Origin of the sequence: Kocuria sp. CNJ-770, assembly GCF_001942375.1 — a bacterium.
GTDB lineage: Bacteria > Actinomycetota > Actinomycetes > Actinomycetales > Micrococcaceae > Kocuria > Kocuria oceani.
In genome coordinates, this window is record NZ_MKJW01000087.1 from 34,726 (window position 1) to 47,385 (window position 12,660).

Genomic DNA, 12,660 nt, shown 5'->3' on the forward strand with positions numbered 1-12,660 from the left:
GCTTCACATGGCGTAACGTTGGCAACTTTTTCGACCCGCCAATAGTCCCAACCCGCCCCCTTGTGCGGCCATATGCATCCAAAAGATGGTGATTTGTTCTCAACGCTGACGATCGCAGGAACCGCGGAATTCCGCACCCAATGGCCTATTTGACGGCTGATCACCCAACAAGCGGGATGGGTCCGGGATACTGGAAATCTGCACGAGGAAAGCCCTCAGTGCCTTTGAAACTGGGAGACCAAAGTGGTAAAAGACGCCACCGCCAGACAGGCCCACTCCGCGCTCGGGGTTGCCACCCGCCTTCATGGGGCGCATTCCCCCGAAGCGTTCGCCGCACGCCGCGCCTACCGCACCATCCGCCTCGCCATACAGATCGGTTCCGTCCGGGAAGAAATCAACGGGTTCAACGCCAGCGAGCGCAACTTCCTTCTTACCGCCATCGACGGTCACGAGGAGATCCCCAATGAGTAGATCCCGCCAGGAAATGAAAAACGGCCCCGGTGCCTATTCCGCCAAGAACCGCACCGGAGCCGCCGCCCCAGCCGTTACCAACGAACAGGGACACGTGAACTCTACGACCCATTCTACTGCCGAATACACCCCCATGGGGCGTGCACCCGGTCATGAGATCACCCGGGAAGCCGTCGAGGACATTGCTATCCGGCGGATCTTCGACGGTGATCCATTGGCGCTTGCCTGCCACCGTCTCGGCCTCGAATCCCGGGCCCAGCCACGGCCCATGCGCCTTCACCCCGAAGACGTGGACCTCATAGCCCAACAGGTCGTGGCGCTGCTGTCCCTGGGACAGGAATCCGTCCAAACCGCTCGGGCCGCCCAGAAAGGCGTCGGCCGCTATACCGGCACCGCCCTCGGTGACCGCGCCAACGCCGGCCGCACCAGCGACCCGTACCCGATCCGCACGGCACAGGAGCTGAACGACATCGAGACCACACGGGGAGCGGCGGCATGAGCGATTTCAACGAGGCCACGGTCCCCGACCCGCTCGACCTGGCGTTCTCCGCCAGGTGGCTCACGGCCCAGGACTTCCCTGCTGTTGAGTACGTTGTCCCGGGAATCATCCCGGAGGGGCTGACCTTGCTCACGGCCGCCCCGAAGATCGGTAAGTCGTGGCTGGTCCTGGGACTGGGAGTAGCAGCCGCTACCGGGGGATACGCATTCGGCAGCATTCCAGTGGGTCGACGCCCGGTTCTTTACCTCGCCCTCGAGGATGGCCAGCGGCGCCTTCAGTCCCGCCTGCGCACGATCGGTGTGGATGACGGGCCGTCGGACCTGACCTTCATGACAACCGTTCCTGCTGGGCCGATCGCCACCATCGAGGCGTTCCTGGAGCGCCACGGTGAGCAGAACCCCCTGATCGTCCTTGACACCCTGGGGAAGGTGCGGCCCGTCAACGGCGGCAACGACCAGTATCAGCGCGACTACCAGCAGATGTCCGTTCTCAAGGAACTCGTGGACGCCAAACCAGGCTCGTCGCTCATTATCGTCCATCACACCAAGAAGGCAGAGACCACGGACTTCCTTGACAGCGTCTCGGGCACTCAGGGGCTCGCCGGCGCCGCTGACTCGATTCTCGTACTCCGGCGAGCCCGCCACGAGCAGGACGCCACGCTGAACGTCACCAGCCGTGACGCAGCGGAGGGCGAGTACGCAGTCCGGTTCGACTCCACCACCGGGACATGGGCGCTCGACGGGACGTCCCTGGTCGACGCCGCACAGCGGGTGGAGGAACGCAGAACCACCGAAGGCGTCGGGGACGAGATGGCAGAACTCGTCAGGGTCGTCAACCGTCATCCCGATGGCATCAAGCGAAAGGACTTGGAGGCCCTGGTGCATATGGAGCCCGGGAGTATCGGTGTCTACCTGCGTCGCGCCACGGAGGCCGGACGAATCACCAACCCGAGAAGGGGCATCTACGCCCCTGTCACAACCGTTACAAGTGTCACGATCCCGGGGGAGCCATCCACCAATGTGACAGATGTATCAGATGTAACAACAGATGTTTGGGGCTCCGACTCTCGTTCGACCTGCGTACACGGCCTCGCCGACGGCGACTGCTTCCAGCGCATGTCCGAAGAGCTGCTTCGACAGGCGGGCGATGCGGCATGAACGTGCTGAAGGCCTACAAGCGGGTACCCGACAATGACGGGCACCTCATTCCGATCACCGGCCGATGGTGCCCCGCCTGCCGTTACCCCCTGCACCCTGCACTGGCGGAGCCCGTCCACCCCTGTTGCGGACACAGGGGGAACCGATGAGCCTCGTTCCAATCTTGCCGACCGCACTGCTCGACCTGGTGTTCACCGTCATGGCCGCGGCCGTTGGGGTGGTGTCGTGACTGCCACCGACTGCGCGTGCACCCCAGACCCGGCGGACCGTGAGCGCGTCGAGTTTCTGCTCCAGACCGCCAAAACCAAGGACCAGTTGCAGGAACTCGTCCGGGCCCTGGATGCAAGGAACATCCGCCTTCAACGTGTCCGCGACCAGCTCGGTGTCCAACTTGCCCAAGCCCGCCTCAACCGAGGAGACCTCCGATGAACCGCACCGGACTTCCCGATCCCGTGGAGCTCGCTGAAGCGATCACCGCCCTCGGGCGATCGACCGGACATTCGCTGTGGGGCAGCCGCCTGGCCCTCGCCCAGGGCAACGTCGCGTTGGCGTATCGCAGTTCCCGGACACACCGGGAACTGATCAATGCCCGCCGCGTGCCCCGCATTGACCCCGAGACCGCCGGCACCTTTGACGGACTCGATCCCGAAGAACTGCTGCGCCGCCAAGCGGCACTTCCTCACCGCCCCGACACGAAAGGACCCCGCAGATGAGCCACAAGACCCTTGACACCCGCCGCGCCGACGCCTGGCCCACTCGCCGCCGCAAGGCCCGGAAACGGGCGCACAGGCGCCTTCAGGACCGCCAGCAGGAACACAAGAGAGGACGAGACCGGTGAGCCGACGCGAGGACACCCTCGCCACCGAAGCACGGGTCCTAGAACTCCGCGCCCAGGGCAAATCGGTGGAAGAGATCGCAGCAGACCCCTCCGTGAGCATCACTACGTCGTCCGGCGTCTCCAAAGCCCTACGGCGCGCGCTGGAGAAGGACCGGTCAGTGGCCGTGGGCGCCTATCGCAGTTACGCGTGGCAGGAGCTGGACGAGATAAACAGGCAGACCGTCGCGATACTCGAATCCCCCACCGCCTCTGACGGGGACCGACTCAGGGCCCTGGATCTCCGCCGGCGGGTGCTCACCGACCGTGGGGAGCTCATCGGCTACGGGAAGGCGTTGGAGCGCGCTCAGGCCGCCGCTGAGGCCGAGATCTCCGAGATGCCTGATGCCGGCCCGGGATTCCTCAACGTCGTGTCGCTGGACGGCGCTCCCACCGAGGTGCTCCCCCGCCAGTTCGAGGCCGTGGGCGTGATCCCGTCGGACACAGTGCTCATCATCGTGGACCCGGATTGGCAGCTTCACGCGGCCGGCATCGGGGTGTTCAGCCGGGACGGGAAGCTGAAACGAGGCAACACGCTGCTCCGATGTGAGCCAGAGGAGCTGGAACCGTTCCTCGCGTGGAGGGCGGAGCAACGGGCGGAGCGCCTAGCTGGCGCAGCCTGCTCCGCCCGAGACACGCTGACGCCTATGCTGGGTGATTAGCTTGTCGTTTGCTTTCGTTACCATTCGGGCAGTGGCTACAGAGAGGCAACCATGTCCCCCCACAAGAAGCACCGGAGTACTAGGCAGGAGTTGCTCGGTATCGCAACCCTACTCATAGTGGGCCTCACGGCCCCCGTCACGGTCCCAGTGGTATTCGAGGTTTCCCAAGATGTGTTCGCTCCCTACATCGTGGGATTGATGACAGGTAGTCGCCCGTAGCGACGCCCAGCTTGACGGCGAAGTGCCCCCATCGTCTGCCTGATGGGGGCACTTCGCTGCGCCAGAGTTTCTATGCGGGAATGTTCCACTCCCAGGCAGTACCTGAAATGGGATCCTCATAGACCAGAATGCCCTCGGTGGTGGGAATGTCCAAGACCAGCTTGCCCGTGACCCTTTCGGCTGCTCCGATCATGTCCGGCAGAGTTTCGGCTTCGCTGAAGCAGGAGTAGGTGCCATCAGAAGTGACGGAATTGGCAGTAGTTCCGTTCGCGTCGATGAACTTCCACGAGAACGGGTTGAACTGGTAGTCCTGCCCCTGCATCGCCTCGTCAAAAGTTGGCTGGGCAGCGGTTTCAGCTTCGATGTCCACTGCCACGAAATGCCCCACCTCAGGTTCGCCTGCGAACTCTCCAGTGCATGCCGGGTCCACTTCAATGTCCTTAACCGCGAACGTCAGAACCCTCTCGTCGCTACCGGCCGCCAAGAATCCCGCTGGCTCGCCAAGTTCCTTGACGAGATTCCCTCTCTCCGACGTCTCGCCCGTGGCGGCTGACGGGGAAGCAGGGGGCTCGGTAGCTGCCTCCACGCCGGGGGCGGTGGGCGCGGGGGTTGGTTCGTCGGAGCCGCAGCCGACCAAAACAACGCTCCCCAGAGCCAGCACCGTTGCCAAAACCCGCTTCTTCATGTCGATCCCTCCGCATGTTGACCCATTCGACTCACTGAGAATAGGCGGGTTTCGCATGGGGGTTTACATATGACGCGCCCGCATGGCTCAGGTCGTCACATGGGCCGTAAGGGCGCCCAGGGCGCCTCACCCCTGGGCTGGGGGAACATCTGATGAGATTCGGCGACTCGATCCAAGCCCTTGGTTGCCCTATGGGCCATCAACCGCATCATCTGTCTCACAACCGTCGATGGAGACAACGAAACGCACCACCAGTCGAAATACATAGTTGCGACACACCCCGACTTGCGGCTTTGTTTCGAATCGAAGGTGTCTCTTCAGGTGTCTTCCAAACTTAGGGATGCAAGACATGCCTCGTCACCAAGTTGCGGCGATGGTTCGGCACGCCCGGGAGTGCATGACGCACCATGCACGCCCGGAGTCCGCGAGACATCTACAACCCAATTAACGTCACCACCGCCACAATCAGCGTCAGAACGGCAGTGATGAGTGTGGCAACGGCAATACGGTTGGTTGTCTGACCCGAAGTCCGCACATCTCCCTTGACCGCTGAGAGGTCAGACGACACCCCAATGAAGCTGTCGTGCAACGCGGACAACTGACGGTTGGTTTGGTCGTTCTGGGCTATCTGTTCGCGCATGAGCCCGTTGCCAATGATGGCGGTCGTGCAAAGGGTTTTGACGGCTTCCCCCACCTCTCGCAGCTCGCCGAGGCCAGCCTGCCCGTAGGCGGCGGGATTAAGTTCCCAGATGACCTCTGCCTCTGCCTCAGCCTGCTCCATTTCAGCTCGTGGCGATTCCATCTCAGTGGCTTCCGACCCAGCGACCGAGGCCTCATCACCGTGCGTATCCGGGCCCTCCACTCGCCGAAATGACAAGTCGATGTTACGCAGAGCGTTATCTGTGATGCTGTCGCTCAACCGCTGCAGCTCGGAAGTAATAGGGAACAGGTTCTGCACACCGAGTAGCGCCGAAGAGCTGACCGTGGGCACTTTGAAGTTCACTGCTGTCAGCGCTGACCAGTCAACCGAAGCCAGTGGGTTCGCGAAGTTGGCCAGCTTCGTTGCCATCGAGTTCTGCTGGTCGTTGATCGACCGAAGCATGCCCAGGGTGGTGGGACTGATGAGGTCGGATGTCCTGAAGCGAAAATTGGCCATCGCAGCACGCGCATCCCTTTTGGCTCCTTCGTACGCCTTCCTCTCCGCCTCAGAAACAGGCTCACCCTGTCGGATCCTGCGTTCAATGTCGATGAGTTCGTCCAGGGAGAACTGGGGGTCATCGTCTTCCGCAGAACTGCTTAACGATTCGATGGCAGTCTCGGGCTCGTGGTCCTGGCTCCGGTCTTCAGGGTCGTTGGGGGCGTGTGCGTTCATAAAGCCAGGGTAGTGGACATAATCGAGGTTCCTTGCGCCCCTACCGATTCCCGTACCCTGCTTTCTCCTGTCTTCGCCCAGTCCATGACAAAACTGAGGAGCCGAGTTAGACCGAAGCGTTGGAATACGCGCAGGTAAGGGTCATTCCTGATAACCCCATGTGGCCGTAGCTCGTGAAACGATTAGGTACTAGAGGGGTTGATTTGATATAAGCCCCAACCGACTATCAGGATACCTCGTGAGTACCTTCAACCCCCTCCCCGCCCACCAGGCGCAGGCCCTCGGGCAGCTCGTCGCCGCGACCCTCGATGGCATTGGTGACGTCGCCCTGTCCGAGGACGCTCCGAAGCCCCCGACGTGGGCCCAGCTCGCCAACCTCCGCGACGCCGCATGCAAGACACCCGCCCCCACTGTTGCCCTGTCAGCACCCCGATGGGAGGCCACCAAGCCTGCGGCTTCGCGGCAGACGGTCAAGGTCGTCAATGGCGCCACTCCGGTGCAGCGTCGGGCCGCCGAAATCATTGCCCACGAGAAGGTCCGGGATTTCGAGGCGCGGTACGGCGCCGGGGCAACCCTCGAGGAAGCCCGCGAACAGGACGCCGCCGACGAGTACCTGCGACGGATTGGGGTTGGACGGTGAACATCCTCAACGACCACGTGGACGTCAACTTCGGTTCCATCCCGATCAGCACCAAGGACCTCGCGTTGATCGACGCGGCAGCGGAGGCCCGCGGCGCCAACCGTGAAGCCATGGTCCGCCTGCTCTTCCGCAACGCCATCCGCTCTCTGCGGGAGGTGACCCGTTGACCGCATCCCGTGAGACCACGACGGTCGGCGTCCGATTCCCCGCTTCCCTGTTGGCTCGGGTAGACGAGCTCGCCACTAACGCCGGCCTAACCCGCTCCGGTGCCGTGCTGCTGTCCGTAGCCGCCGGTATCGAGCCTGTATCCCGAGCAATCGACGCTCACCCCGCTACTTCCCAAGAGACCCGCAACGATGACTGAGACCACCACTGCAAGCATGACCCCCGACGAGGCCCTGGCCAAGGCCCGCGAGCGCCTACAGGAAGCCACCACCGCCCACCATCAGGCGCGGGAGGAGTCCGACAAGGTTCGTGCCGCCCTGGTTGAACTGGAAGCCGCCGCTGACCGTGGCGAGGACGTGGACGCCGACGAGTACGGCCGGGTGAAGTCCACCCTGGGCATTCGTTCCCGACGCACCGCAGCGCTCGCCGGTCGTGCGGCTGAGGCGGACAGGGCCGTGTCTGAGGCCCAGCAGGCCGTGGACGCCGCGAACATCCGCACCCTTGCCGCCGCTGTCCCGTCCGCGGAGAAGGCCCGCCAGAAGGCGATCAAGGCCGCCCAGGACTACGCGACCGCGCTCAAAGCGGAGGCTGAGGCCGTGGCCGCCGTGCACAAGGCCGCGAAGGACCTGCCCCTTGTGGATCACACCGACCCCCAGGGCACCGGGTGGGCGACGACCGCCGGCACCAACCTTCACGGCGTCATCACCCTCAACAAGTTCAACAAGCTCGGTTGGCTGATCGTGGAGGGCAAGCGCGTCGCCGCCCCGGTCGTCGGCACGCACCTGGGGAGCCTCTCCGACGAGATCGGGAAGCTCGGGCAGTCCCACGGTTATCGGGGACGCCCCCGCTACTGACCCCACAGACTGGCCGGGCGGGCCTTTCACGCCCGGCCGCGGGTCGCCTTTCGGCCCGCAATCGCCCCGCCCCACCGGAAGTGGAAGCCGATGGGGCGGGGCACCACCCCGTCAAACCACTACGGGAGGAGCCCCGGTGCCCAAGCGAGAGCCCGAACCCAAGAAAGACTCCATTCCCCTCGACCGGGATTTCATGCTGGACGTTCGCTACGAAGCACACCGGTCTGGGGTGCCCGTGGCTGAGGTGATGCGGAACTTCCTCGCCACGATTGACCAGGACGTCCCCTCCCTCTCGATGGATGGGTGCGTTGCCGTAGCACCGGACTTCGACGCTGAGCTCGCCGGCCTCCTCAAGTACGAGGAAGCCATGGACCGGCAGGCCCGCGAGTACGGAGACGACCTGTGAGCGGCACCTGGGGCACCTACACCCTCCGGTGGGCCGAGACCGGGGACATCGAGACGCAGCCCCTCACCGTGGCCCTGCCCCTGAACCGCCTCGAGGAGGTCACCACCGCGGCCGCAGATGAGGACATGACGCCCTCGGAGTTCCTGTCCGGCTGCTTCATCGGCGCTGGCCTCGACATACTCGCAGTGGACTGGAGAGGGCCCGCCTGATCCCCAACTCCACACGGTTTCTCCGGGAGAATTTGCGGTGGCACCTTCGTCGGTCCCTGGCCCCCGCACCCGATACACGGGGCGGGGGCCCGGTCTTTAACCAGAGGCGCCACCGACGAGAGAAAGGGCCCCAAGTGGCTTCTATCAGTTTCAGCGTGACCGGCACGAATGAAGTCGTGCACGACCTGACCAGGTTCCGGCAGAACATCACCCGCGCCAAGCCTGCGTTCGAGGGCATGGCCGAGCACGTGGCCAACATGCAACGCCATCAGTTCAACACCGAGGGAAAGCACTACGGCCCCGGGTGGGCCGCCCTGTCCCCGGGGTACCAGCGGTGGAAGGCCAAGCGTCGACCAGGCCGACAGATCCTGGTGTTCGACGGCGACCTCATGGCCGCCGCTGCTCCTACGAGCGCCCGCGGGTTCGACATCTACCGGATCAACAACCGCCGGATGGAGGTGGGTGTCTCCGACGCCATGACCCCTCATGCCAAGTTTCATCAGGACGGCACGGTGAACATGCGGCCCCGCCCGATCATGGGCCGCCCCACCCGGGCCGATCAGAAGGCGCTCACCAAGATCCTCCACCAGCACCTCATCAAGGGCGTTAGGGGTGCCCAGTGAGCAGCAACGACATCACCTTCGTCGCACGACTGCGGGATTACCTCACCGGGCCCGCGAAGCAGGCCGCCAAGGCTGTCGAGGACCTTGAGAAGGCCACGGACAAAGCCGCCGGCGCTGCAGGCCGGTATACGGACGCGCAGGGCCGCATGCGGGAAGCCAACGGCCGGTTCGTGTCCGCTTCCGCCAAGGCGAAGGAAAGCACCGAACGGCAGTCCAAGGGGCTGAACCGTCTTATCGGGGCGACGTCCAAGACCGAATCCGGGCTCCGCCGCCTCATCGGAGTCACGGAAGGCTCTGGCTCTCGGATGGATCGCGCCGTCGGCGTTGTAGGACGGGCGCAGGACCGCTTGGGGAGAAGCACTGGCCCTTCGCGGTTCCTGTCTGGGATGACGACTATGGCCAACGGGGCGGAAGGTGCGGCGCGGCGTATCGAGTCGGCAATGGGCCGGATCACGAAGGGCGTGGGCCTCGCCGGTGGTGCTCTCACAGGTGCATCCCTCGCCGGCGGCCTATTCCGGCTGAACGCCCTGGAATCCCTCGACGTAAAGCTGCAAGTCATGGGCTACGACGAGGCGGGCAAGAAACGCATCGGAGCAACCACCCTTGAGGCCGTGACCGGCACCCCGTTCGGCCTCGGGGAAGCGTCCACGGCCACCGGCATGCTCTTGGGTGCCGGTGTCACGCAGGACCAGCTCGGGGAACGGCTCACGACCGTTGTGGACACCGCAGCCGCCTACAGCATGCCCCTGGAGCAGACCGCCCGGGTCTTCTCTCAGGTGCAGGCCAAGGGCCGACTCCAGGGCGACGAAGCGCTCCAGCTCGCGGAAGCCGGGTTCAACGTCAACGGCACGCTCGCCAAGCACCTCGGGGTGGAACAGGCCGACGTCCCGAAGCTCATCACTGAGGGCAAGGTCACGGCGGATGAGTTCTTCGCCGCGGTGCCGGCCCCGCGTCGCCGGTGGCGCGGACCTAATGGGTGAGACGTTTATAGGCCGGTGGTCCAACTTCAAGGCCGCCCTCGCCCGTGGCGGTGCGGGGTTCCTCGCACCTGTGCTCGGTCCCCTCGGGGACGGGCTGACGAAGGTCGGTGCGATCCTCGATAGCGCCGGTCCCGGCTTCACCCGCGCCGGCGAAGCCCTCGCCACAGGTATCTCTGGGGCAGTCGAATACCTGCCCGCCCTCGTGAACGCCCTCGAGCCGTTGGGCGGGGCGCTGCTCAACTTGTTCGAGGCTGGGGCCGGGGCGCTCCCGGGCCTGGTGGCCGGGTTCGTGATTTGGGCCAGCGTCCTCTCCCGTGTCCTGGCACCGTTGGCGGACGTCGCGGCGTTCCTCCTCGACTACATCTCACCCGCTCTACCCGTCCTGGTGCCGCTGGTGCTCGGGCTCGGCGCCGGGTTCACGACCTGGCGTGTGCTGAAGTTCGTTGCCCCGCTCATCGGGACGACCGGCAAGGCGCTGGGTGTCCTGGGCCGCGTCCTCATGGCGCATCCGCTGCTGTGGGTTCCGTTGGCGATCTACACCGCGGCGAAGGCCTTTGAATGGCTCTACGAGAACGTCGGTTGGGTCCGGGATTCCTTTGATTGGCTCGGCAATTCGGTCCGCGGGGTGCTCGGGTTCTTCGATGACCTCGCCGCCAAGATTTCGGACCTGATCGAGGATAAGTTCCCCCGCCTACACTCCGCCGCGACCACCGCCCTGAACTTTGGATCGGGCAAGGCAGAGGGCGAAGGCGGCTCCAGTCTCGGCGACTGGGTCATGAGTTCCGGTGCCCGTGTTGGCGAGTGGGCGGGGCTCCCGGACGTCGGTGGCCGGCGAAGCTCCCTGCTGGACGTTCCCCACCACGCCGCTGGCGGATTCACTGCCTCTGGCGCCCACATGGCCGTCCTTGGTGAGGAAGGCCGGGAGTTCGTGATCCCCCACCACGCCTCGGAGAAGCTCGCTGCCGTTCCCGGCGCTCTGGGAGCGATCAGCAAGGGCAGAATCCCCACCACCCCTATTACCGTGCCCGTGGCCGCCGGCGGTAACTCTGGGACCGCCCAGGCCCCGGTGGTGTTCGAGCAGCACTTCACGCTGGGCGCTGGGGTCGACAGGAACGCGGCACGAGAGTTCGCCGCCGAGTGGCAGGCGCAGATGGAACGGTGGCAGCGCACGCAGCGCCTCACTTACTCAACCCGGGTCTCCCGCGGGGTTCGGTAGCCCGCAAGCTTTCATTTGATTGACACAAGCGACTCCCGGTGACTAGCTGTCCCCGGGAGTCGCCACGTTTGTACATGCGCGATATCCGGATGCGTCGGCGAAATGCACGGAATGCACAGGAGCATGCGTTTACTGAAAACCACCACCGGCACTTGCCACAGCCACTAAGGCCCCGCCTATGCCAACGAAGGCAGCTCCTATCACGCTGGCTCGCTTCAGCCTCATGGGTGCCTTCGAGACAGTCCTGCTCGCCTCCTGCCCGCGTAGGGGCAATCCCTTAGCCCCGCCGGGCGCGGTGGGGGCCACGGATGGACCCGAAGACCCTTGACCCAGCATCTGAAGAAGGCCTCCGATAGCAACTACCACAACGCCCACGAATTCGAGAGCGCCCCATAGTTTGCTCACGATCCCAATGACGATTAGCACCGCAATGACCACAAAGACCACAAGAACAACCCCCCACCATGGCAGCTCCTTCCTCCAAAATTCTGGGGTCTTGGCCGCGCTAGTGAAATCAACTATCCACCACAACAAGAGCGTCAAAGGAATGGCTATGAGGATCACAATGGGTACCACTACAAATGGATTCACGCCAAGACGGTACACGTCCGTAACGAAGAAACGGCTCCCTTAGGAGCCATGTCGACCAACCATAGGCAGTTGCTCACCACCGCCGGCGTCCTCGCCTGCACACTGCTTATCACCGCGGTGGTGGGCGCACACGGCGGCCCCCACATGATTGGGGCGTCCGTTGGTCTGACGATCCGCCAACACGTCCTACTGGTGGTTGCCCAAGCCCCCCTTTTGTTGCGGACGGCACTCTGACGCATCCGTTTGCATTAGTTACTCTTGGGTCATCTTCTGCGAAAGGGTCCCGATGCGTTCCACGATCCCCGCCCTGGCGGTGCTTACCCTTGCTCTCACCGGGTGCGGACCCACCACTGTCGACAACATTGACCCTGACGCTCCCCGGGCGGAGAAGGACGAAGTGTTCAAGTCCTACATCCGCGACAACTACGCGGACACCTACGGGTTCACCGATGACGACATCAGTGACGTCCCCCAGGCCGCGCTGCTGTTCTGCTCCCAGCTCGACTCCGGGCAGTCACCCGTCGAAGCCACCGAATCCCTCGGCCTACTTGAGGCCCCGGACGCTGAGCGGGACGTCATCCTCGACATCGTGTACCAGGGCACCCGCGTGTACTGCCCGCAGCACACGGGCTCCGTGGAGTGGATGAACGGGGGCAACCAGTGACCCGCAGACGCCGCAGAGGCGCCCGGCAATGTCTCATTACTGGGGGCCTCCGCAATCTTTATGCAATCATCCCCATCGCTTGAGTCACAGACGCAGTGACTATCGAAGTCATAGCCGCATTGGCGCCCTTGCCCGCAAGGTCTTTGAGCCGCTCTAGGAACTTCTGGGCCCGCTGGGGGTCCTTGGTTAGGCGCTCCCGATCGGCGTCTGCTTCATCCACCAGGGCTTGCACCTCTGCCTTCGTGGCCGCGTTTTCAAACTGGCCCGCTTGTTCCATGGTTCCGAGCATGGTGATCGCCTGATCCATGGGCTGAACCCATGCCCCGTCTCCCGTGGTCACGGTCTGAGAGAAGTGGCTGCTGTTGAGGGCGTT

Annotated in this window: 17 protein-coding genes; 14 read left to right on the forward strand and 3 right to left on the reverse strand. The window is 64.2% G+C overall.

The window, feature by feature from the left end; genetic code table 11:
• Positions 1-243: 243 nt before the first annotated feature.
• From BJF77_RS07820 to BJF77_RS07835, 5 genes are all read left to right on the forward strand, one after another.
• A complete protein-coding gene (locus tag BJF77_RS07820; RefSeq protein ID WP_075871790.1) occupies positions 244-471 on the forward strand; it encodes a hypothetical protein in 228 nt (75 codons plus the stop codon).
• The gene (locus BJF77_RS07825; RefSeq protein WP_139318479.1) at positions 464-970 is read left to right on the forward strand and encodes a hypothetical protein; all 507 of its coding nucleotides are present in this window, start codon (positions 464-466) and stop codon (positions 968-970) included. The genes BJF77_RS07820 and BJF77_RS07825 overlap by 8 nt, the downstream gene beginning before the upstream one ends.
• Complete coding sequence (locus BJF77_RS07830; RefSeq protein WP_075871792.1) at positions 967-2,127, forward strand: AAA family ATPase; 1,161 nt, start codon at positions 967-969, stop codon at positions 2,125-2,127. The genes BJF77_RS07825 and BJF77_RS07830 overlap by 4 nt, the downstream gene beginning before the upstream one ends.
• A gap of 425 nt (positions 2,128-2,552) precedes the next feature.
• On the forward strand, positions 2,553-2,840 hold the full coding sequence (locus tag BJF77_RS19975) for a hypothetical protein (RefSeq protein WP_139318480.1): 288 nt from the start codon (positions 2,553-2,555) through the stop codon (positions 2,838-2,840).
• Positions 2,841-2,961: 121 nt separating this feature from the next.
• Positions 2,962-3,663 (forward strand): hypothetical protein, encoded by a 702-nt coding sequence (locus tag BJF77_RS07835; protein ID WP_075871793.1) that lies wholly within the window; start codon positions 2,962-2,964, stop codon positions 3,661-3,663.
• Positions 3,664-3,952: 289 nt separating this feature from the next.
• Here BJF77_RS07835 and BJF77_RS07840 read toward each other — a convergent pair whose 3' ends face one another.
• Together BJF77_RS07840 and BJF77_RS07845 are read right to left on the reverse strand one after the other, a co-directional pair.
• Positions 3,953-4,567: a hypothetical protein gene (locus BJF77_RS07840; protein ID WP_139318481.1), complete on the reverse strand. Its 615-nt coding sequence runs from the start codon at positions 4,565-4,567 to the stop codon at positions 3,953-3,955.
• A 433-nt stretch (positions 4,568-5,000) separates the two neighbouring features.
• Positions 5,001-5,939 (reverse strand): hypothetical protein, encoded by a 939-nt coding sequence (locus BJF77_RS07845; RefSeq protein ID WP_075871795.1) that lies wholly within the window; start codon positions 5,937-5,939, stop codon positions 5,001-5,003.
• Positions 5,940-6,177: 238 nt separating this feature from the next.
• On the opposite strand from BJF77_RS07845, the gene BJF77_RS07850 reads away from it, so the two are divergent.
• The 9 genes from BJF77_RS07850 (at position 6,178) to BJF77_RS07890 (ending at position 12,287) form a co-directional block, all read left to right on the forward strand.
• Positions 6,178-6,579: a hypothetical protein gene (locus BJF77_RS07850; protein WP_075871796.1), complete on the forward strand. Its 402-nt coding sequence runs from the start codon at positions 6,178-6,180 to the stop codon at positions 6,577-6,579.
• Positions 6,576-6,746, forward strand: a complete 171-nt coding sequence (locus tag BJF77_RS20495; protein ID WP_158041204.1) for a hypothetical protein — start codon at positions 6,576-6,578, stop codon at positions 6,744-6,746. The genes BJF77_RS07850 and BJF77_RS20495 overlap by 4 nt, the downstream gene beginning before the upstream one ends.
• A gap of 189 nt (positions 6,747-6,935) precedes the next feature.
• Positions 6,936-7,598, forward strand: coding sequence for a hypothetical protein (locus tag BJF77_RS07855; protein ID WP_139318482.1), 663 nt, complete (start codon positions 6,936-6,938; stop codon positions 7,596-7,598).
• Positions 7,599-7,734: 136 nt separating this feature from the next.
• Complete coding sequence (locus tag BJF77_RS07860; protein WP_075871798.1) at positions 7,735-8,004, forward strand: hypothetical protein; 270 nt, start codon at positions 7,735-7,737, stop codon at positions 8,002-8,004.
• Entirely contained in the window at positions 8,001-8,213 is a 213-nt protein-coding gene (locus tag BJF77_RS07865; protein ID WP_075871799.1) for a hypothetical protein, read from the forward strand. The genes BJF77_RS07860 and BJF77_RS07865 overlap by 4 nt, the downstream gene beginning before the upstream one ends.
• A 155-nt stretch (positions 8,214-8,368) precedes the next feature.
• Positions 8,369-8,836, forward strand: coding sequence for a phage virion morphogenesis protein (locus BJF77_RS07870; RefSeq protein ID WP_158041206.1), 468 nt, complete (start codon positions 8,369-8,371; stop codon positions 8,834-8,836).
• A complete protein-coding gene (locus BJF77_RS07875; RefSeq protein ID WP_075871801.1) occupies positions 8,833-9,816 on the forward strand; it encodes a tape measure protein in 984 nt (327 codons plus the stop codon). Before BJF77_RS07870 ends, BJF77_RS07875 begins: the two co-directional genes overlap by 4 nt.
• Positions 9,809-11,032, forward strand: a complete 1,224-nt coding sequence (locus BJF77_RS07880) for a hypothetical protein (RefSeq protein ID WP_075871802.1) — start codon at positions 9,809-9,811, stop codon at positions 11,030-11,032. Before BJF77_RS07875 ends, BJF77_RS07880 begins: the two co-directional genes overlap by 8 nt.
• Positions 11,033-12,020: 988 nt before the next feature.
• Positions 12,021-12,287, forward strand: a complete 267-nt coding sequence (locus tag BJF77_RS07890; protein WP_075871804.1) for a DUF732 domain-containing protein — start codon at positions 12,021-12,023, stop codon at positions 12,285-12,287.
• Positions 12,288-12,345: 58 nt separating this feature from the next.
• Here the strand turns inward: BJF77_RS07890 and BJF77_RS07895 are convergent.
• On the reverse strand, positions 12,346-12,660 hold a 315-nt coding region (locus BJF77_RS07895; protein ID WP_222844979.1), incomplete at its 5' end, for a hypothetical protein.